The sequence below is a fragment of the Clostridiales bacterium FE2011 genome (genome assembly GCA_017569305.1).
GTDB lineage: Bacteria > Bacillota > Clostridia > Christensenellales > Aristaeellaceae > Aristaeella.
Genome location: CP069418.1, coordinates 195,745 through 218,035, shown reverse-complemented (window position 1 = coordinate 218,035; position 22,291 = coordinate 195,745). Strand labels below are relative to the sequence as shown.

Sequence of the window (22,291 nt, the reverse complement as noted above, 5' to 3'; positions counted from 1 at the left end):
ACAAAAAATATATGTTACATTGACTAAAAATAATGAAGAAACGGCCCATGCCAACCAAAATTCCCTGTTGACAGTCATTGAAACATATGATAATGTTTAGTAAACAAAAATGAAAGTTTCATCAGGGAGACCGGATATGAAGTTTGTATTAATCGGTGCAGGGCAGCGTGGAATGATTTACGCTAAATATGCCCTGGAAATGGGTCATGAGATTGCCGCTGTCGCGGAAACGGATGAAGTGAAGCGCCAGATTGCGGGCGATCTGTTCGGCATTCCGGCGGAACGACGTTTCCTCAACGGAAAGGATCTGCTGGCGCTGCCGAAACTCGGTGACGCGGCCATCATCGCGACAATGGACCGGGATCATTACCGGGAAGCTATTCCGGCGATGGAAAAAGGATACCATCTGCTCCTGGAAAAGCCCATTTCACCGGATCCGGAAGAAACGCTCGCTATTGAAGAATGCGCAGTGAGAACCGGCCGGCATGTGACTGTATGCCATGTGCTGCGGTACAGCCCTTTTTTCCGGGCACTGAAAAAAGCCGTGACAGACGGAAAGATCGGCCGGGTGATCACGATCCAGCATAACGAGAACATCGGCAACTTCCACATTGCCCACAGCTTTGTACGGGGCAACTGGAGACGGAGCGACCTGGCCAGCCCTCTGGTGATGCAGAAATCCTGCCATGACATGGACCTGATGGTATGGCTGACGGGAAGCAAATGCGAAAGTATTTCCTCCTTCGGTGACCTGACCTATTTCAAGGCGGAGAACGCACCGGAGAACGCGGCGGAACGCTGCGCGGAATGCTCGCTGAAAGACAGCTGCCGGTTCAGCGCTTACCGCTGCTACCTGCCGATCGCAGGAGACTGGCCGGCCACCGTGCTGACAGAGAACCAGAGCGAGGAAGGACTCCGGGAGGCGATCAGGACAGGTCCGTACGGCCGCTGCGTATACCATTGCGACAACAATGTATGTGACCACCAGGTGTCCATCCTCCGTTTCACAAACGGAGTGACCGCGACTTTCAACCTGAGCGGATTTACCAACAGGATGACCCGGACGATCAAGATCATGGGTGAAAACGGTGAGATCCGGGCCAGCGAAGCAGACAACGTGATTGAAATCACGCATTTCGCAAGCAACTGGAAGGAAGAGGCTGAAACCGAGATTATTCGTCCGGAAGAAAGCACCAGCGGACACAGCGGCGGAGACAGCGGTATTGTGGAAGACTTCCTGTCCATGCTGGAAGGCAAACTGAGCGAATCCTCCACGGATATTCACGAATCGGTCGAAAGCCATATGATGGCCTGCGCGGCGGAAGAAGCCCGGCTGACGGGGAATGTGATCAGTATTGCAGATTTCCGGCGGAAGCATGAAAGGAAACCGCAGGCATGACAAGAGAGAGACTGAACGAACTGCTGAAGGTTACGGGCGACCTGATTCCTGAAGCAATGGAAGAACACATCGGGGATCTGGAGACGGACGCGAAGGAGCTGCTGCCCCGGGAAACACTTCTCGAGGTACTGAACACAAACCAGGTGCCGGAAGCCAAACAGCAGGCACTGCTGGACGCACTGGACGCAGCCAACGCCGTGCCGGAACTGGTGGAGCTGGCCCACATCATGGCGAAGGATGCCGTTCGCGGCCTGGTCCGGTGCCACGCGGTGGAGTTTTATCAGCCCCTGCCGGACTGCCTGACCGGATTCGCGAGGGAAGCCTACGCATTCCTGTACACCCAGCTGTGTGTGCTGGAAGGCCGGAAAGCCCTGCGGGCCCGCGGAATCCCGGAGAAATACGACGAGGATATTCCGGAACGGATGACGCGGAAGCAGCTGAAGAAATATGTGGAGACCGGGGACATCAATTTTGACGATTATCCCTGGGATATGAACTTTTACTGCTGCCAGATTTTCTTCCTGGACCGGTTCTACTTCATTCCATATCGCTGGGGAGGATCCCCGGAGGCCTGGAGGAACCGGGAGACCGGAGAGGTTGTGGCCCTGTGGCACGCGGGTGTCCGGGTGCGGAGGGACGGCCAGATCGACGGCGTGAACGGCGTACGGGATCCGGAAGCGTTTATCACCGAGTTTATGGAGACGGAAGACGCCGTATGGGGCAACCGGGTCCTGCCGGAGGGAAGGATTTCTCCGGAGATCGTGATGCTGGATAAAAAGATCTGGCGGAAAGCCCTGGGAGACGACGATTTCCTGCTGGCACTGCATATCCCGGGCGGAGAAGGCTATACGCCGGAGCGGGTGCGCAGCAGCTGTGAGCAGGCATTGGCCTTCTACGACAGGTATTATCCCGAATACAACTATATCGGATTCTGGAGTGAATCCTGGCTGTATGATCCGGGACTGCGGGAAATTGTGAAACCTGACCGGAACATTGTACGGGTGCAAAAGCAGTTCTACTGTTACCCGGTAGAAGAAGGAGACCGGATGATCAGGCTGGAAGTGCTCGGAGACGAGCATGCGGACCACCGGAAGCTGACGCCCCGGAACAGCCTGGAACGCGGCATGTTTGCCGTGTGGGACAGGGGAGACCGGTTCCATACCACGGGAATGTTCCTGCTGCGGGAAGAGGTTTCCCGGATCGGCGAAGATCCCTATGAAACCTGAAACGATGAAAAACAGCTGAAAGGAGGAGAGAGTCATGCAGAGAACCGTTACGCCGATGACCCGCGGTTTCCGGTGGGAAATGAAACATAACCGGACACTGTACCTGATGTGCGTCCCCGCGCTGCTGCTTCTTCTCGCCTTTGCCTACCTGCCCATGGGCGGTATGTATATGGCTTTCACCAAATACAACGTTGTTGACGGCATATACGGATCTCCCTTTGTGGGCTTTCAGAATTTCACCTATTTCCTGAAAGGGAACCCCTATTTCTGGAACGCGGTGAAGAATACGCTGATTATCAACTTCTGGGGCCTGATCTTCGGCACGATCGTACCGATCACCATCGCCATCGCGATGAACGAAGTGAAGAACGGACCCTTTAAAAAGGTCAGCCAGAGCGCAATGTTCTTCCCTTACTTCCTGAGCTGGGTCGTTGTGGGCGCCATCCTGTACGGCTTTATGACAGCTAATTTCCGGATTGACCGGAAGACGGGAGAACTGATCCTGACCGGTGCAAACGGCGTGGCCAACCGACTGCTGATGGCCTTTGGATCCCAGCCGATCCGCTGGTACGCTGAACCGAAATACTGGAAAGCAATTGTCATTTTCCTGGACGTGTGGAAGTGGGCCGGCTACAACTCCATCATTTATATGGCAGCGATGGCCGGGTTTGACGGCAGCCTGTACGAGGCAGCCACCATCGACGGGGCCAGCCGGTTCCAGCAGATCCGGTACCTGACGATCCCGATGCTGAAACCCCAGGTGGTTATCCTGACACTGATGAGTATCGGCCGGATTTTCTACGGCGATATGGGCATGATCTGGGGCCTGGTGGGACAGAACGGCACCCTGTTGGACGCGGTATCGGTTATTGATACCTACGTCTACACCTCCATGAAAACGATGGGCTTCGGCTTCAGTACGGCGATTGGTTTGTGCCAGAGCGTCATGGGCCTGATCCTGATTCTCCTTGCCAACAGCGCGGCAAAGAAGATCAATGACGGGGAGGGACTGTTCTGATGAGTATTGCGGTACATCATGAAAAGCACCACTCCAGGCATATACATCGCAGCGGTGCGGACAGATGGGCAAGGATCCTGGCCTATACGATTGTCGGACTGTTCGGCCTGATGTGCCTCTATCCGCTGCTGCTGACAGTGACGGTCAGCCTGACGCCGGAAGATGTTATCAACAAGGACGGATACCGGCTGATCCCCAGCAGATGGACGCTGGATACCTACACCTACATTTTTGCCCACAGCGGCGCGCGAATCCTGAAATCCTACCTGGTAACGATCTTTGTGACCGTTGTCGGCACCCTCGGATCGATGCTGGTTACCTGCATGATTTCCTACGCAATCAGCCTGAGGGAACTGAAATACCGGAATGTGATTGCCTTCATCTGCAACTTTACCAGCATATTCTCCGCGGGCCTGATTCCCTGGTACGTGGTATGCGTGAACTGGTACGGACTGCGGAACAACATCCTGGCGCTGATCCTGCCCTCACTGTTCAGCGTCTGGTACATGTTCCTGATGCGGACCTATTTCAAGGCCATCAGCCAGAGCCTGTATGACGCAGCCAAGATAGACGGGGCCGGCCATATGACGATCTTCTTCCGGATCGCCCTGCCGCTGAGCGTCACCGCACTGCTGACGGTGGGCCTGATGTATGCGCTGTGCTACTGGAACGACTGGTGGCACGCCCTGATGTTCATTGACGACCGGGATCTGTTCCCGCTGCAGTATTACCTGTATTCCATCATGTCCAATGTGAACGCGGTTTCCAGCGGACGGGTGCCTTCCGGCGCGGCAGCCAACATCCGGCTGCCGGCGGAGACAGTCAAGATGGCTGTGACGATCATCACCATCGGACCGATCATCTTCCTGTATCCCTTTATCCAGCGCTACTTCGTCAAGGGCATCATGATGGGTGCCGTCAAGGAATGATGAATCATCACCTGATACAAGGGTGAAGATCCTGAATAAGGTTCATAATGCGTTAAGCATATTATGAAAAATAGAAGGAGGACACACAAATGAAGAAACTGTTGGCTGTTGTACTGGCACTGATGATGGTGCTGACCCTGGCTGTGCCGCTGATGGCGCAGGCAGACGAGCTGGAGGAAATCACGATCCTCTATCCCGGTGAAGAAACTGACGCTTTCTCCAACTTCATCAACGGCGCTTTTGCCGAAAAGGTGAAGGAAGAGCTGAACATGAAGGTTAACTTCCGGTTCCTGAGCTGGGACGCTTACTGGGACCAGAAGAAGGTTATGCTGGCTGCCAATGAGACCATCGACCTGTACTGGGACGGCCTGCCGGACCTGCCCACCATGGTGAACAACAAGGAAGCCCAGCCCCTGGACGAGCTGATCGCCAAGGTCTGGCCGGACTACATGAAGGACGTCCTGCCGGAAACCCAGATGAACGGCGGTAAAGTCAACGGCATCCAGTACGGTATTCCGTCCGCTTACGCTCCCTCTTCCGCTATGTTCCAGTTTGTCTGCCTGCGGCAGGATCTGCTGGAGCAGGTTGGCATGACCGAAGTGAAGGACGCTGAAGACCTGCGTGAATATGCCCAGCGCGTGCAGGACCAGCTGCCCGGCTACATGGGCCCCGGAGATATCATCTTCAAGCCCCTGACCCGTAACTTTGCGGACGAACAGTACACCTGGCTGTTCCAGGACCTGGTGGTCTTCGGTGAAGAAAGCCACAAGGCTTACAGCTACGCCCATACTGACGCTTTCAAAAAGGTGGCGCAGTTCAACCGTGAAATGTTCCTGGACGGCCTGTACCATGACGAAGTGGCCATCAAGTACAACGAGCGCGACAGCCGTGTGCAGACCGGCCTGTACCTTTGGGTTGAAGGCTCCCTGGGCAAGGAACTGGAAATCGGCGGCAAGGTGAAGGCTGTGGATCCGAACGCCGTGATGAAGAACTACCTGCTTGCTCCTGAAAAGCCCCGCTACGTCAACGCTGCCGGCGGTGAAGTGCTGTGCATCCCGTATTCCGCAAAGAATCCGGAAGGCGCCCTGAAGTTCCTCGCATGGCTGTGGGGCAGCCAGGACAACTACCTCTTCTGCCTGTACGGCGAGAAGGGCAAGGACTGGGATCTGGACGAGAACGGCGGCCTGCAGCTGATCAGCGAGACCGCGGCCGGCGAAGGATTCTTCTATGAGTGGATGTTCCGGAACGCCAATTACCAGGTGTTCGCGCCCGAAGTTACCGAAGAGTACAAAGAAATGTACAGAAACTGGGACAATGACGCCCAGATCTCCGCGATGATGGGCTTCGCTTTCAACAACACCGGATTTGAAGTCACTGAAAACGCCTGCCTGGAAGCCTGGAAGAAGCTGGCTCCCATCTTGTACGGCTATGTGGACTTTGATGAGAACTATCCGGCGGCGATCGCTGAACTGGAAGCGGCCGGCATCAACGACTATGTGGACGAAATGAACCGTCAGCTGGACGCGTTCCTGGCCTCCAAATAAGCACTGATTCAAACAACTGATTTACCATCACACTGCCGGCAGGAGGAGGGTTCCTCCTGCCGGTGTTTTGCGAAAAAGTCCTGAAAGCGGGGAAAGAAACATGCGGGAAATGGCAGAAATGTTCCGGACAGAGGGGACGATTATCAAATGCATTCCCTTCGGATCCGGCCATATCAACCAGACCTGGCTGGTGGTGACAAACCAGCCCCATCTCTATATTCTGCAAAGGGTGAATACGGAGACTTTCCGGGATCCGGAGGGGCTGATGAACAACATCCTGCTGGTGACGGGCCACCTGCGGAAAAAGGATCAGGATCCCAGGCACGTGATGACACTGGTAAAGCTGAAGGACGGAAGGGATTACATCCTGAAGGACCGGAAGGAACTGTGGCGGCTGTATGAGTATGTGACCGGCGGCGTCTGCCTGGACCGGGCGGAGACGGCGGATGACTTCCGGAACAGCGGAAAGGCTTTCGGTACCTTCCAGAACAGGATGGCGGATTTCCCGGCGGAACAGCTGGTTGAAACCATTCCCGGTTTTCATGACACCCCGAAACGGTACCAGGCCCTGCATGAAGCAGTCCGGGAAGACCGGGCCGGACGCGCAAAAAGCGTACAGCAGGAAATTGACTTTATGCTGGAACGGGAAGAAGAGGCAGAGCTGCTGCAGCAGATGCTGAAAGCAGGAGAACTGCCGCTGCGGGTGACGCACAATGACACCAAGCTGAACAACGTGATGCTGGATGAGAAAACGCGGGAGCCGCTGTGCATCCTGGACCTGGACACGGTGATGCCCGGCCTGGCGGCAAACGACTTCGGCGATTCCATTCGTTTCGGTGCGTCCACGGCGGAAGAGGATGAAAAGGACCTGACAAAGGTTCACCTGGACCTGAACCTGTACCAGGCCTACGCAGAGGGATTCCTCCATGCCTGCGGGAACAGGCTGACGGCGGCGGAACGGGAAACCCTGCCGGACGGAGCCCGGATCATCACGCTTGAGAACGCGGTACGGTTCCTGACGGATTACCTGAACGGGGACACCTATTATCACATCGAAAGACCGGAGCACAATCTGGACCGCACCAGAACCCAGATGGCGCTGACGGAGGAAATGGAAAAGCATGATGCCATCATCCGCAGGATGATGAACAGCATCTGAACGGAGGCACAAGATGATTCAATTCGGTACAGGCGGCTGGAGAGCCGTTATCGGGGACGGATTCACCCGGGACAATATCCGGAGGGTGGCGGCAGCGCTGGCCCGGAGAATGAAGAAGGAAGGCTGCGCGGAAGAAGGACTTTGCGTCGGGTATGACCGGCGTTTCCTCAGCCGCGAAGCGCTGATCTGGTTCTGCGAGGTGTTGGCGGGAGAAGGCGTGAAGGTTTACTTTGTCAACATGAGCTGCCCGACACCCCAGATTATGTTTACGGTGAAGGAAAGAAAACTGCCCTACGGCGCCATGGTGACGGCCAGCCATAACCCGGCCATCTGGAACGGCATCAAGCTGTTTACAGCCGGCGGACGGGACGCTGCCCAGAACGTGACGGAATCTATCCAGGAGACCGCCAACAGCCTGAAGGATGAAGAAATCCGGAGTATGGATTTTGAAGCGGCAAAGGCCGCGGGGAAAATCATGATCATCGACCCGAGAGACGCCTACCTGGATTCCATCCTGCGCCAGGTGAATACTGACGCGATCAGGAAACGCCGGCTGCGGATTGTGCTGGACCCGATGTTCGGCGTGAGCCTGACCGGCCTGCAGACCATCCTGTATACCTCCCGGTGCGATGTGGACGTAATCAATGACCGTCACGACGCCTTCTTCGGCCGTCACCTGCCGGCACCGAACCCGGACACACTGGTGGACTTGCAGTACGCGGTGAAGGAGCATAACGCGGACGTGGGTATCGCCACGGACGGTGACGCGGACCGGCTGGGTATCATCGATGAAAAGGGAAACTATATTACAGCCAATGAGACGCTGGCACTGCTGTATTCCTACCTGCTGGAGCAGAAGGGATGGAAAGGACCGGCGGTGCGCAATATCGCAACCACCCACCTGCTGGACAGGATCGCGGAGGCACACGGCGAAAAGTGTATCGAGGTTCCCGTAGGATTCAAACACATCTCGGCCGGGATGGAAGCCAACAACGCCCTGATTGGCGGCGAATCCTCCGGCGGCCTGACGGTCCGGGGACATATTGCCGGCAAGGACGGCCTGTATGCGGCGAGCTTGCTGGTGGAGATGCTGAGCGTCAGCGGGAAAAAGCTCAGCGAGCTGGTGGCGGATCTGTACAGCCGTTATGGTGAAATGCATGCCGCGGAATATGACTGGGCGCTGACTCCGGAAAAGAAGGAACAGATTCATCACCTGGTGATGGATGAAAAGAAGCTTCCGTCCTTTGAGCAGACCGTTGTCCGCGTCAACTACATGGACGGCTGCAAAGTCTATTTTGAAAACGGATGGGTGATTGTCCGTCCATCCGGCACAGAACCGCGGATCCGAATCTTTGCGGAAGCACCGACACAGGCGGAAGCGGACGCACTGGTACGGAAGATGGCGGATTTCACAGGACTGGAATGACATAAAAAAGGGCTGGAATCAAAAGGATTCCAGCCCTTTTTCTTTTGTCCGCTTTATTCACTGACGATGATCCCGTAAGTATTGAGAACCCCCGAGGAGGTTTTGCTTCCGTCCGCAATGTAGTACAGGCGGAGAAGGGATCCGTCCTTTTTCGTATATTCCACGATAAAAACCTGGCCGGGCCCGATTTCCATGATATAGTTGCCGGCAGGGAGGCAGTCTCCGGCGACTGGCGCGTCCTTCAGGTCTTCATAAGCACCTTCTACCCTCCAGAAATCACGCTTCAGGAAATCCGGAGACCAGGAGGAAATATCACTGCTTCCAAAGTAGGATGCTTCATACTGTTTCCCGTTCAGGGTAACAGTATCCGACCGGACAATGCCGGACTTTGTCAGATCGGTTGAATAGATACGGTTTCCGAGAAGATCCTTCAATTGAGACGCCATGCAGGGGATGGATCCTGTGGAATCCAGGGAAAACAGGTTTGTGTGGGCGGAACCGTATATGCCCATGATGTCCTTTTGCCCCAGTGCGTCATAAACCCGAAGAAAATTATCCACCATCAGTTTTTCCCTGTAAACATAGGCAGCGTCCTTATTGTCGGTCTTCATTGTGTAATAGGTCCGGCCCTGATCAATGATTTCTTCCGTAAGACGGTAATGATCACTGTCCTTCCTGCCTTCAGATTCCAGCAGCGCCAGATATGCGGTACCGAGGGTGCTGAACTGATGCCCCACATCGGTTCCGTGAAAGACAGTATCCGGGAAACCGGATTTGATTGACCGGTAGAAGCCCAGGACACACGGAGCATGCATCTGTGTTCCTTCCATTGCGTTGTAGACCAGTTCCAGCAGTTCATCTGTATCTGCATGCATCCACCGGTTCAGGTATTCAGCCGAATAGAAGGGGAGCTCAATAAACAGGTCACGCATTCCGCCGGCATAGCAGTCTGACCAGGCGGCCAGTTCCTTTTCCAGGCAGGCCGGATCAGCATGGGATTCGCCGTAAAGGAAGATGTTTCCGGAGTTGTCTGCTTCCGCGCATGCGGGAGCAAAACAGAAAAGGATGAGCATGCTGACTGTAAGCAGGACTGAAAGCAATTTTCTCATAGGATCAACCTCCGTAACAGGAAATGATGGATGAAAAGAACCGGCTTTTATTCCTGAAGCTATCATAACAGGACGGAAAACATTTTTTTATCCTTTTTCAGAAAAAATAAGGACATATATTCTGCTGAATTCAGAAAAAAGCTTCCCCCAAAGGGAAGCTTATGTTTGAAAGATACCGCTTCAATCACCGTACAGCTCCAGCAGGATTTCCCGTGCCTCGGCGCTGTGCTTTTCCATGTCCCGGAAGAGGGCAAACTGCGCCCTGGCCCGGTCCAGGTTCTGTCCCGGACGGTGAATTTTGAAATAGACGTCTCCGTTCAGGTGATCCGCAAGGAACCGGAGTCCGTTTTCCAGCGTCATGAGGCGGGCGCCGGTTTCCAGGGATAACAGCTCCTCCCGGGAGAGAACCCCTTTCAGGGAGGAAAGGAAACCGAGGGCGAAAGCCCGGTATTTTGGCAATTCCAGGCGGATCAGGGAAAGATCCTGCTCATCCTCGGCGGCACTGCAGGCACCCACCCGGATGGCGTCGCCAAAGTCGTAAGCCAGCAGCCCCGGCATTACGGTATCCAGATCGATGACACAGACAGCCCTGGAAGTTTTACGATCCAGGAGCACGTTGTTTACCTTTGTGTCGTTGTGGGTAACGCGCAGGGGAAGCTTTCCCGCGGCAAGGGCATCCGTCAGGAGCCGGGTGTCATCTGCATGGCTCCGGGCGAAGGCGAGTTCTTCCTCCACTTCGTGAAGACGGCCTGAGGCATTCCTTGCGGCGGCCTCCTCCAGTTGGCGCAGACGGGAAGGAGTGTCGTGGAAGGCGTGAATGGTCTCATACAGGGAGGCAACCGGGAAATCATCCAGCATACGGGTGAAAAGGCCGAAAGCACGGCCACATTCTTCCAGAACAGCCGGATCATCCGGAAGCTCGGGACTGAAAGTGTCCGGCACAAACAGGAGAAGACGCCAGATCTGGCCTTCGCTGTCTTCCGCACAGGATTCGCCGGAAAGGGTGGGAATGAGCGTGATCGTCTCCCGGTCGGGGTCGCCTCCGGCAGCCAGGATCTTCTTCCGGAGATGGGCGGTCACATGCTGAATGTTTTCCATAACCTCCCGGGGACGGACGAAAACATAGCTGTTGATGCGCTGGAGAATATACTGCCTGTCTGTTCCGGCAATCCGGACCAGGAAGGTGTTATTGATATGGCCGTTGCCAAAGGGGACAGCGGTACGCTCTCCTTCCGGCAGGGCAAAAGCATCCAGGATTTCAGGATAGGGCATGGGTACAGAGACATCCTTTCGATGGTAAAGTAGTGACTACTGTTTTATCCTTTAACACCGCCGGCTGTCAAGCCCGCAGCCAGGTGCTTTTCGATCAGCATAAAGAGAATGACCACAGGGACGGTTGCCAGGAGCGCCGCGGCAAACAGATACTGCCATTCAATCATGTTGAAGGAAGAGAACTGGGTGATACCCACCGTAATAGGCCTGTTGGCCTGGGTGGATATCAGCACGGTGGAGACGGTGTATTCGTTCCAGGCGTTGATAAAGACGAAGATCAGCGTGGTGACAATTCCCGGCGCCGCCATGGGAAGCAGAATCCGGAGCATGGCACCGAGCACGCTGCAGCCATCGATACAGGCGGCCTGCTCCATCTCGGAGGAGATGGAAACAAAGGTGCCGCGGAGAAGCCAGATGGCGAAGGCCTGGTTGAAAGCCGCATTGATGAACATCAGTCCCATCAGGGTATCGTTGAGGTGCAGCGTGTTCATGAGGCGGGAAATACCGACCAGCAGCACGACGGGAGAGAACATCTGGCTCATGATGACAAAACCGAGATAGGCTTTCTTGCCGCGGAAATCCATGCGTGCCATGGCATAGGCGGCGGGAATGCCGCAGACCATAGCGACGAGCGTGGCACCGCCGGCAATCAGCAGGGAGTTGACCAGATACCGCAGGACGCCGCGGTTCAGCGTATCCGTGAGATTGCTGAAGACCCAGTGGGACGGCAGGATCCGGAGGAAGTGCATATCCGTTGTTTCCGCATTGCTGCGGAAGGCAGTGATGAACATGACGAAGAAGGGATACAGGATATATAGCGAGAACAGGATCACACTGAGATAAAGCGCAATGCGCAGAAGTGTCTTTTTCAGCGGCTTACAGGCGCCCAGGATTGCGGCGCATATGGTGATGAAAGCCGGGATCATCAGCAGGAACGGGCCTGCGCAGACGGTATATTTCAGGGCGGCCAGCAGGGTGTCCAACTGGTCTCCGGCGGATCCGTCGAAGAGGAATCGGTCGAGTGCCGGCCGGAGACGATCCAGCGCTCCGGGATTTCCGCCGGCCTGTGAAAGATCCACCGTGCGTGAAAGATCCAGATTGAGCCTGTTGAAGACAACGGGAATCAGGAAAAAGGAAGCAAGGGCCAGGATAAAGGCGCCGATTCCGGCAGCGCGGTTTCCGGTAAACGCGGACAGGAGGGTGAGCAGCCAGGCGGCTGCGGAGAAAACAAGAATCAGGATCAGCAGCACAGAAGAGGGAAGCCCGGCACGCAGCAGATCCCAGCCGCTCCGGTTGTTGGCGGCATTGATGGTGAAAATGACCAGGGAAGTGGTTTCATTTTTGCTGTTGACCCGTTCAATGACCTGTTCGTCAATGACGCCTTCCACACCCTGTGCGCGGAAGGTTTCAAGCTGCATCTCCACTTCCTGACGGACGGTCTGGTATTTTTCATCGCCCACAAAGGTGTTGGGAGAACGCTTGATATACAGCTGGGAAGAGAAACTCAGGAAAGACAGCGAGCAGAAAACGACGGTCAGGATCAGCGCTGAGAGAATCAGCAGGAGAATGATCCGCCGGGGGTTCGAAACGGAAGGAAGTGCTTTCATCAGAGGTTATCCTCCTTCCGCATGGTGATGAGCATATAGCAGCCGGAGGCAATGCACAGGATAACGAACCCGATCACGGAGAGCGCGGTGGCCGGACCTTTCCGCTGGTCGTAGAAAGCGAGCATATACAGATAGGTGACCATCGTATCGGTCTTGTTGGCGGGTGCGCCTTTGGTGATGGTATAGATGATGGGGAAAGAATTGAACACATAAATGATATTCAGCACAGTGGAAACCGTGAGGGACGGTTTCACCAGCGGGATGGTCACATGACGGAGCTTTTTCCAGAAGCCTGCGCCGTCCACGGTGGCCGCCTCATAGTAGGATGCGTCGATGGACTGAAGGCCGGAAAGCACAGTAAAGGTGACAAAGGGAATGGTAACGATGATACCGATGGCACACTCCCAGATGAATTCAATCTGATAGGATGCACGCCAGTTCACCGGATCCTGCAGAAAACCCAGATTCAGCAGGATGTTGTTCAGGTTGCCGTATTCCATTTTGATGATGTAGTTCCATACGGAAGCCTGTATGACCAGGGAGGCCGCCCAGGGGAAGACCATGATCGACCGGGCGATCTTCCTGCCTCGGAAGGGCTGATTGAGCACCATGGCACAGATAAAGCCGATGAGGGTGGAAAGTCCCACAACGGAGACCACCCAGAAGGCGGTGTTAAGCATTACCTGAGGGAAAGCGGCGGAAGAAACAGCGTCCTGAAAGTTTTTCAGTCCGATAAACCCACCGACAACGCCGGCACGGCTGATATGGCTGAAGGCCAGGCGGAAAACAATGCCGATGGGGAAAACGACAAAAACCAGCATCAGCAGGATGCTGGGAAGAATCCAGAGATAGGGCTCCCAACGATGGCGGACAAAAACTGAACGCATGATTCTTCTCCTGTAAAAAAGGGAGGCCGGTATTCCGGCCTCCCGGATGATAGAGGATTACTTACCGGTGATCTTCGCCTGCAGCGCATCCAGCAGTTCCTTCACATTGCCGCCGGTGAGAGCCTGCTGTTCAACTTCGATAACGCCCTGCTTCACGTCGTTCCATTCCGCTTTGGCAGTGGGATAGAACTTAGCACCACCAACCATATCTAACCAGATCTGGAAGGAGGAATCAGCTTCGACCAAGGCACTAACAGCAGATGTTACTGCAGGCAGGAATCCTTCCATTGAGACCCAAGGAATGTAGTTTTCAGGAGCATAGAAGAAAGTAAGGAACTTTGTTATAGCTTCAGTCCGTGCAGCCTGATCGGGAGCAGCTTCATCCTTGAAAGCCATGATACGGTCCATGATGCCGACGGAGCTGGAACCGGCACCTTCATTATGAGGCAGAGCTGTAACACCTGGCACAACGGTTCCTTCTTTGTCGATGATGTACGTAGGCAGCTGGTTGGGGGCAATCAGCATGGCCATCTTGCCGGCAGCGAACATATCCTGCAGGTCATAACGGGTCTGGGTGGCGGGGTTCGGGTTGGTGAAGCCCTTGTTTACCAGGCCGATGGCATATTCAATGGCCTCAACGTTGGCATCGGAATTCAGGATCCATTCGCCGTTTTCATCCACGAAACCGCCGTTGTTGCCCCAGGTGTAATAGGCGAAGGCAGCCTGGCCTTCATCGGTGGTCATATCAACGCCCCAGGGATATATTTCGCCGCCGAAGGCGTCGATGATGGCCTGGGAGGCGTCCTCCAGTTCGGCCCAGGTTTCCGGCACCTTGTCAACGCCGGCTTCCTTGAGCAGGTCTTCATTGTAGAACAGGGCGCGGGCGGAAGCCAGGTCCGGAACGGCCCAGATAGTTCCGTCAATGTTAGATTGTTCGATGAACTGAGGGAAGAAGTCGTTAAATAATTCTTCCGGGCAGTACTCGGAAACGGGCATCAGCAGGCCTTCATTCGCGTAATCGGAAAACACGTCGATATTCAGGATGTCCGGCGTGTTGTTATTGCTGATCCGGGTGGAGACAACCGTGTACAGGTCGTTCCAGGAGACAACTTCCAGATTCAGCTTGATGCCGGGGTTGGCTTCCTCAAACTTCGCAACGAAGTTGGAACCGTCCATGCCCGTGCCAAGGAACCATTCCTGGGTGTTGGGGCCGTACTGGGCGATGATGACGTCCAGCGTAATGTCCTCCGCGTGAGCGGAAACAACCGCCAGGGAGAGGAACAGGGACAGGGCAAGAATTACAGACAAAAATCTCTTCATGGTTAACCCTCCGTATGTTATTTTCGCAGCGAAACAAGCTGCTTTTCTTTAGATTCAGTATAGCTTTCCACAGGGGCTTTGTCAATGAAGAGAAACCCTTGAAAATGCACTGGAAAGCAAGAAAAGAAAAGGGTTTCCGCGGTGCGGAAACCCTGCAGGCCTTATGGATCAAAGGATGGAAAAACCACCTGTTATTCGAGCGTAAAAACCATCCGGACAGGATTGTGATCGGAACAGGTGAAATTGTAATCCAGGGTTTCGACAGATTCGGCCCGGACATTCGCGGAGACGATGAAACCGTCAATCAGATAAAACTGGAACTCCTCTTTTTCCGCGCCGGCATAGGCGCGGTCCAGGGAACGGCAGGTGGGGAAACTGTTGTCCATCAACAGGGTGAAGTCGCTGCCGAAGGAAGCTGCGTCGATCACGCCGGGCTGCCACATTCCTTCATAGACAGGATATGCGCTTTGATCAATGTTGGTAAAGCGCTGGTTGAAATCGCCGCCGGCAATGACATAATTTCCTTTAGCATATTCTTCCTGCATCAGTGCGGTGAGCTGGCGGGCCTGCGCTTCTTTGCCTTCGCCGTCATCATAGGCTTCCAGATGCAGGTTGATCAGCACCAGCTCCCGGTCAGAATCCCTGACAGGGAAACGGGTGACCAGCAGGCATCTTTTCAGGTTGAACAGCCGGATCGGCCAGGAGAAGGGAACCGGCAGGGAAATCCGTGCCGCGCTTCCGGGTATGGCATTGCTCAGGGTATAAAGGCCGCTCTCCACGTGGCCGATGGGAGGCATGGGGTAAGGTACGAAAAGCGTATTGAAGTTATAGGCAAAGGATTCGCTGGCACCGGGAAGGGCTTCCCGCAGGAGGGCGCGTTCATCCATTCCGTAACTCCGGGCAGAATTGATATCCACTTCCTGCAGAATCAGGAGATCAGGATCCAGGGTCTTCAGGGTGTCACGGATGCCGGCCAGGTTGCTTTCCATCCTGGCCTGATCAGCTGTATAGACAGAAGAACCGCCGTCCATAAAGAAATCAGCATTATCTCCCAGGGCACCGTAACCGCAGTTCCAGGAGACGATGGTCAGCGGCTTTCCTGTTTCCAGAACGGCTTCAGTTTCCTGCTGCGCAATAAGGATTTCCGTATCGGCGGGACGGTATTCAGTAAGGGTGAAAACACCCACAGCCAGGACAAGCAGCAGAATCAGCGCCAGGATCATACAGAGCAGTGCTTTCAGGGTTTTCCCGATTGTTTTCATGCTTTTCACCTCCGGCCTTATGCCCGCATTTCCTCAATATGATAGACATAGTCCAGGGATTTCAGGGCTTCGATAATTTCTGTATGGGTTTTATACTTCTTGAGCATTTCACTGCTGACGGTAATGGATATGCTGTAAACAGAGAGACCGCTGCCGACATAGGCCGGATTCTGCTCAATCTCATCAATGGTCAGTCCAAGCCGGCGGATTACGGTTACAAAATCCTGCAGGCAAACGCTGTTGGTCAGCTCCAGGTGCACTTCAAAGTGATTGGACCGGTTGTTGAAGGCAATCTCCAGCGGCGGGAACCAGAACAGGATGCAAAGCAGTGCGGCGTAGGCGGCGATGGCCACGGTATAGCAGCCAAGGCCCAGGGAAATGCCGATGACAATGGATACCCAAAGGCCGACTGCCGTGGTCAGGCCCTTAATCTGGTTCTTTGATGAATAAAAGACGGAGTGCACCGTGATGATGGAGGCACCGATGATGGTTCCTGCGGAGAGCAGGAAGAATGCATGGCCGGACGAAGCGGCAAAGACATACTCGTCCAGGATGGCGACCAGTGTGCCGATCAGGAAGGCCAGCATGAAGGTGCGCAGGCCGGCGGAATGCCGTTTGTTGGAACGCTCCCATCCGATGATGGCACCCAGGATCAGCGACAGCAGGATCCTGAGCAGCAGAGAAGCTACAGTAAGATCGGCCGACCAGTTTCCAAGCAGGCCTGCAATCGGGTCCTTAACGATAAAAACAGTGTCCATTGATACGTCCTCCTCAAGAACAGTGTGTTGAAACCAGAGAATCAGAAGATATCGCGCCGGGGCCCGCGGCGGCGGGAACGGGGCTGCGGCTGGGTCTGATCCCTGTAATACTCCTCAGCAGCTTCCGTAAAAGCTTTTTCATTTTCATTTTCCGAATGGGCGGGAAGCTCACTCTGGATTTTCTGAATCCGTTCGATGAGCAGTTCCAGTTCGGATTTCTTTTCGCCGGTTTCTGTGGTTTCGGGAACCTGGGCCAAGTCTTCCAGTTCATTGGAATAGGAACCGGAGAGCCACAGGGACAGTTTGGCTGCGCCGGGACCGATCAATTCATACAGGACACTGGAAGAGAGAATGATTGTTTCCAGCGCGTGCCCCATTTCGCCGCCGAGCTCCCGGGCGCCCAGGGCGGCCAGACCGATGGCTACGCCGGCCTGGGGGATCAGCGCAAGGCCAAGGAAATTACGGACTTTCGGCGATTTCCCGGCAAGGTGGCAGCCGGACCAGGCGCCGACATACTTGCCGAGGATGCGGACAAGGAAATAGATTACACCGACAATAAGCAGCGGAACGGCTCCGACGCTTTCCGACTGGTTGAACAGCGATCCCAGGTCAAAGGACAGGCCGCTGCGGAAAAAGAAGAGCAGCAGGATCGGCGGGCTGAAATAGTTCAGCTGGCGGAACATGCGTTCATCCTCTGTGGTGTTGATGTAAACCATCCCCATGGCCATGCAGCCCAGCAACGGGGATACGTCGATGACGGCGCAGATGCCGCAATAGGAAAACAGCACGGCTATGGCGATAATCAGGCGGTTATCCGTGCTGCGCCGTGTGCCGACGAGCCATTTCAGAATCAGGCCGAATAAGCAGCCAAGCAGGAGCAGCAGGAGGTTCTTGCCCAGGGGAATCAGCACTGCGGAGACCTGGAAACCGGTGCTTGAGAAAACCGCAGTCGCCAGGGAAATGGCCATGGAATAGAGCACCAGACCGACGACGTCATCCAGGGCAACCACCTGGAGCAGGGTTTCGACAAAATCACCTTTTGCCCCGGTCTGGCGGATGGTCATGATCGTGGATGCCGGAGCAGTAGCGGTTGCCAGCGCTCCGAGAACTACGGAGAAGGCGAAGTTCAGACCGAGAATCAGATGACAGGTCAAGAAAACGAGAATGGCGGCGCCGCAGGATTCCAGCACTGTAATGGTGACGACTTTGCCGCCGTTCTTCTTCAGGGCGGAAAGACGGAAAAACTCACCGGTGCTGAAGGCAATAAAAGCCAGAGCTATATCAGGAAGAAAGGATGTTCCTTCAACAATTGTCTGCGGGATCAGATTCAGGACAAAAGGACCTGCGAGAATACCGCCGACAATATAGGCGGTGACATTGGGCAGACGCAGCTTTTTGGTAATCCGGGTCATCAGGAAGCCCGCGGCCAGCATCAGCGCAATGGAGATGATTGTCGCCGGTACGGCAGAATCGCCCCTGTTCAGCCAGTTCATCCAGACAGGCAATGATTTCACCTCCGGAAAAAACAAATGAAGAATGAAAAAGAATGATGAGTCAACTGCAACCGGAAATCAGGCATAGATGGTACGTCCGTGGGCGTCCGGGGCACCGCTGAGACGGTGGAAGAAGGTGTTGATGATATCACACCATTCCCGGGCGTTATACAGCTGCCGGTTCATGCGGTCGCGGATAACGGAGGCATCGGGTTCAGGGAAAGGCAGCGCAAGCAGCCTGTCCGCCATCACGCGTGTTTCTTCCAATCCTTCAAAATGATCATCATAGATCCGCTGAATCAGCGTGCGGCCGTCACGCATACGGTAATCATAGGGAAGACGGTGATAGAACAGCAGGAACAGATCCGGACAGACTGCCGGATTTTCATACTTCCTGCGGAAATCATCCGGATACTGATCCAGGTATCCAGTGCCGGAATGCGTGCGGTCGATGCCAACCGCGTTCCGGTCTGCTTTGTGGTAGGTTCCCCAGAGATCATATTCATAGCCGGAAGGATTCGGTCCATAATGATCATGGGGTGTAATCATCCAGCCGATGCCGAGGGGCGCAGTATATTTTTCATAGGTGCGGCGGGAAGAAAGAAGTAAAGAGACCAGAGTCTGTTCCTGGCTCTCCGAAAAATCATAGGTCAGGCGGCACCAGCGGGTAACGGCTTCCTCAGCATTCACGTCCGGATCCCAGGCAAGGAGGCCGTAGGTATAGAGGTTTACCGCGGCCAGCGGATGACCTGTATAGTTCTCATCATCACCCAGGTTGGAAACCGCCGCGATGGACATGATGTTGTCCGCCGGCAGTTCCTCATAAAGTTCTTTCCACATGGGGATCATCGTGTACAGATCGATCTGATGGCCCGTATATTCCTGTGCCAGCTGCAGTTCCATGGCCAGCTTTGTTTTCTTCATCCCGAGAAGCAGGGGACTGAGGGGTTCCCGGACCTGGAAATCAAAGGGACCGTGCTTGACCTGGAGAATGACGTTGTCCGCGAATTCTCCGTCAAGGAACGCATAGTGTTCCCATGCTGCCTTGGGACGATCGGTCTTAGTGTCACGCCAGTCCTGGCGGCAGTTGTAGACAAAGCAGCGCCAGACGACAACGCCTCCGAAAGGTTTCAGCGCTTCCGCCAGCATATTGGCGCCTTCAGCGTGATTCCGGCCATAGGTAAAGGGACCGGGGCGTCCTTCACTGTCCGCCTTGACCAGGAAACCGGCAAGGTCCGGAACAGCAGCATATACACGGCCGGCGGTTTCCTTCCACCAGGCCTGTACGGCAGAATCCAGCGGATCAGCAGTGGAAATGCCGTGGCGCATGGGCTGGGAAAAATCCACGGAAACCATGAGACGTACGCCGAAAGGTCGGAAAAGATCCGCCAGGGCGGCCAGATCCGGAAGATAATCCTCCAGCAGCAGCTGGGCGGGGTAATGGACGTTCACATTGTTAATGCACAGAACGTTCAGCCCGGCGGAGGCCAGCAGCCTTCCGAGCGTCAGTATGCGGCCTGTGTCGTATTCCAGGCGGCCGTTCCTGAAAAAGAGACTGCGGCCTGCATAGCCGCGCTCAATCTCCCCGTCAGCGTTATCCCAGCAATTGATCATCCGAAGGGAGTACTTCGGCGCTGAGGTGACAGTACCGGTCAAAGCTTTTCCGCAAAGCGTATCCATGATGAGGCGATATGCACCGTACAGCAGGCCGGTGATTCCGCCCGTAATGCTGAAGGAACCGTTATCTCCGGACGTGATCTGGTATGCATCACCCATATCTGCCTGCTCACACAGATTAAACGGGACATGCGGGAAAAAGCTCTCCAGTTCAAAACGCGCGGTTTCCGCAGGAGTTCTAAGGGTTACAGGCGGTGTTTTGCCGAGTTTACTGAGCCAAAGATTCATAGGCTGAACAATCCTTTCAGGGTAAAAAATATAACCGGCATCCGGCTGTTGGTGCACCGGAAGGGAATATGCCGAAAACTAATGCCGTATAATCAATACATTATACTCCCTGAATAAGCGGTTGAACAGTGAGGAAATGGCAGAACGGCAAATAAAACTGTATACAGAAAGCGGATCCGGAGAAACCGCATCAGTATAAAAACGAAACCGGGGAGAGAACCGACAGCCCCGGAGCTTTGTATTTTCATTGTTTCCGGTCACGGGAACAATTGACAGTCCAAGAGACCCGGTTGTAAAATCCTTCACAAGAGGCAATGGCGTCTTCGGGCAGTCGGTTCGGAGACGTTATTTTCTATTATCTTTTTGAGAGGGTGGGAATACTATGACCAAGAGATTAAAGTCTGTTCCGTGGATTCTTCCGGGTGTACTGCTGATGAGCGCTTCTGCTGCTGCAGCAGAAGAAGCCGGCAGCGGTTTCCTGGATCATGTCGCGAATGTGAACAATGCCGTGAACGGCGTTGTCTGGGGAGTTCCCGCCCTGGTGCTGCTTGCATTTGTAGGCATCCTGATGACTGTGCTGACGAAGGTTTTCCAGGTGTCCCATTTCGGCTACTGGATGAAGAAAACCATCGGGGCTGTTTTCCATGACAAGCATGTGACCTCCCATACGACGGATAAGAGCATTTCACAGTTCCAGAGCCTGTGTACCGCCCTGGCGGCCACCGTCGGCACCGGCAACATCGTGGGTGTTTCCGGCGCTATCCTGATGGGCGGCCCCGGCGCTGTTTTCTGGATGTGGGTTATGGCCTTCATTGGCATGATGACCAACTATTCCGAAAATGTTCTCGGTATTTTCTACCGCCGCAAGAATTCCAAGGGCGAGTGGTCCGGCGGCGCCATGTATTATCTGCGTGACGGACTGGGCTCCAAAAAAGGATGCAAAACGCTGGGACGCATCCTGGCCGGCCTGTTCTCCTTCTTCTGCCTGGTTGCTGCTTTCGGTATCGGCAACATGACGCAGGTGAACGCCATTTCCGGCAATATGCAGAACGTGTTCGGCATTCCCACCTGGGTGACCGGCGCGATCGTGATGATTCTTGTCGGCCTGGTTGTGGTGGGCGGACTGAAGCGGATCGCTTCCGTTACAGAAAAGATCGTTCCTTTTATGGTGATCCTGTATATGATCGGCACGATTGCCATCTTCTTCATCAATATCGGCCAGATCGGTTCCGTGTTTTCCTCCATCTTCAAGGGCGCCTTTGGGATGAGTGCCGCGGCCGGCGGTGTTGTGGGATACGGCATGAAGCTGGCGATTGAATGGGGTATGAAACGCGGCGTCTTCTCCAACGAGGCCGGCCTTGGCTCATCTGTTATGGTGCACTCCAACTCCAACGTCAAGGAACCGGTCAAGCAGGGCATGTGGGGCATCTTTGAAGTGTTCGCCGATACTATCGTGGTCTGCACCCTGACTGCTTTCGCCGTGCTTTCCTCCGGTATTATCGATCTGAATACCGGTGTGCTGACAGAAGCCTTCAGCAGCCTGACCAAGAACGACCTGGTCGCCACTGTGTTCAACAAACAGTTTGGTGTGATCGGCTCCAGCTTTATCGCAATTTCCATCGCCCTGTTTGCGTTCTCCACCGTGCTGGGATGGAGCCACTACGGCACGAAAGCCTGTGAATACCTGCTGGGTGAGAAGAATACAGTTCCGTACCGTGTGCTCTTTGTGCTGCTGGTATTCGGCGGCGCGGTCATGGGAGACAACCTGGCCTGGGACCTGGCGGACACCTTCAACGGCCTGATGATGATCCCCAACCTGATCGGCGTCATCGCCCTGTCCGGCGTTGTGGCGAAGATCACAAAGAACTATGTGGACCGTCATCTGCGCGGCATCCAGGTAGAGCCGATGTATTCCGCCTTCCAGGACATCCAGGAAGAAGAGGAAGCGGCCCCGCCCACTGACGAGGACGACTGATC

The 22,291-nt window shown here is 54.8% G+C and carries 17 protein-coding genes; 8 read left to right on the top strand and 9 right to left on the bottom strand.

The window, feature by feature from the left end; genetic code table 11:
- Positions 1-136 precede the first annotated feature (136 nt).
- From JRC49_01010 to JRC49_00980, 7 genes are all read left to right on the top strand, one after another.
- On the top strand, positions 137-1,399 hold the full coding sequence (locus tag JRC49_01010) for a Gfo/Idh/MocA family oxidoreductase (GenBank protein QTE71439.1): 1,263 nt from the start codon (positions 137-139) through the stop codon (positions 1,397-1,399).
- Positions 1,396-2,625, top strand: a complete 1,230-nt coding sequence (locus JRC49_01005; protein QTE71438.1) for a hypothetical protein — start codon at positions 1,396-1,398, stop codon at positions 2,623-2,625. The genes JRC49_01010 and JRC49_01005 overlap by 4 nt, the downstream gene beginning before the upstream one ends.
- A gap of 34 nt (positions 2,626-2,659) precedes the next feature.
- Positions 2,660-3,643 carry a sugar ABC transporter permease gene (locus tag JRC49_01000; GenBank protein ID QTE71437.1) on the top strand — a complete coding sequence of 328 codons (984 nt, stop codon included), beginning with the start codon at positions 2,660-2,662 and terminating at the stop codon, positions 3,641-3,643.
- A gap of 41 nt (positions 3,644-3,684) precedes the next feature.
- Positions 3,685-4,572: a carbohydrate ABC transporter permease gene (locus JRC49_00995; protein QTE72756.1), complete on the top strand. Its 888-nt coding sequence runs from the start codon at positions 3,685-3,687 to the stop codon at positions 4,570-4,572.
- 89 nt (positions 4,573-4,661) lie between these two features.
- Positions 4,662-6,116, top strand: coding sequence for an ABC transporter substrate-binding protein (locus tag JRC49_00990; protein QTE71436.1), 1,455 nt, complete (start codon positions 4,662-4,664; stop codon positions 6,114-6,116).
- 100 nt (positions 6,117-6,216) lie between these two features.
- Positions 6,217-7,275 (top strand): aminoglycoside phosphotransferase family protein, encoded by a 1,059-nt coding sequence (locus tag JRC49_00985; protein ID QTE71435.1) that lies wholly within the window; start codon positions 6,217-6,219, stop codon positions 7,273-7,275.
- Between the two features lie 13 nt (positions 7,276-7,288).
- Positions 7,289-8,701: a phosphoglucomutase/phosphomannomutase family protein gene (locus tag JRC49_00980; protein ID QTE71434.1), complete on the top strand. Its 1,413-nt coding sequence runs from the start codon at positions 7,289-7,291 to the stop codon at positions 8,699-8,701.
- A 53-nt stretch (positions 8,702-8,754) separates the two neighbouring features.
- On the opposite strand, the gene JRC49_00975 is transcribed toward JRC49_00980, so the two are convergent.
- The 9 genes from JRC49_00975 to JRC49_00935 all read right to left on the bottom strand — a co-directional run bounded on the left by JRC49_00975 (position 8,755) and on the right by JRC49_00935 (position 20,314).
- Positions 8,755-9,810 carry a hypothetical protein gene (locus JRC49_00975; GenBank protein QTE71433.1) on the bottom strand — a complete coding sequence of 352 codons (1,056 nt, stop codon included), beginning with the start codon at positions 9,808-9,810 and terminating at the stop codon, positions 8,755-8,757.
- 180 nt (positions 9,811-9,990) lie between these two features.
- Positions 9,991-11,082 carry an aminoglycoside phosphotransferase family protein gene (locus JRC49_00970; protein ID QTE71432.1) on the bottom strand — a complete coding sequence of 364 codons (1,092 nt, stop codon included), beginning with the start codon at positions 11,080-11,082 and terminating at the stop codon, positions 9,991-9,993.
- Positions 11,083-11,126: 44 nt separating this feature from the next.
- Complete coding sequence (locus JRC49_00965) at positions 11,127-12,008, bottom strand: carbohydrate ABC transporter permease (protein QTE72755.1); 882 nt, start codon at positions 12,006-12,008, stop codon at positions 11,127-11,129.
- A gap of 680 nt (positions 12,009-12,688) precedes the next feature.
- Complete coding sequence (locus JRC49_00960) at positions 12,689-13,576, bottom strand: sugar ABC transporter permease (protein ID QTE71431.1); 888 nt, start codon at positions 13,574-13,576, stop codon at positions 12,689-12,691.
- A 57-nt stretch (positions 13,577-13,633) separates the two neighbouring features.
- Complete coding sequence (locus JRC49_00955; protein QTE71430.1) at positions 13,634-14,896, bottom strand: extracellular solute-binding protein; 1,263 nt, start codon at positions 14,894-14,896, stop codon at positions 13,634-13,636.
- 191 nt (positions 14,897-15,087) lie between these two features.
- A complete protein-coding gene (locus JRC49_00950) occupies positions 15,088-16,167 on the bottom strand; it encodes an endonuclease (protein ID QTE71429.1) in 1,080 nt (359 codons plus the stop codon).
- Positions 16,168-16,175: 8 nt separating this feature from the next.
- Complete coding sequence (locus JRC49_00945) at positions 16,176-16,916, bottom strand: MgtC/SapB family protein (protein QTE71428.1); 741 nt, start codon at positions 16,914-16,916, stop codon at positions 16,176-16,178.
- Between the two features lie 41 nt (positions 16,917-16,957).
- On the bottom strand, positions 16,958-18,409 hold the full coding sequence (locus JRC49_00940; protein ID QTE72754.1) for a cation:proton antiporter: 1,452 nt from the start codon (positions 18,407-18,409) through the stop codon (positions 16,958-16,960).
- Between the two features lie 78 nt (positions 18,410-18,487).
- A complete protein-coding gene (locus JRC49_00935; GenBank protein QTE71427.1) occupies positions 18,488-20,314 on the bottom strand; it encodes an alpha-glucuronidase in 1,827 nt (608 codons plus the stop codon).
- Between the two features lie 433 nt (positions 20,315-20,747).
- Between JRC49_00935 and JRC49_00930 the strand changes: the two genes are divergently transcribed.
- Positions 20,748-22,289, top strand: coding sequence for an alanine:cation symporter family protein (locus JRC49_00930; GenBank protein QTE72753.1), 1,542 nt, complete (start codon positions 20,748-20,750; stop codon positions 22,287-22,289).
- Positions 22,290-22,291: the final 2 nt, after the last annotated feature.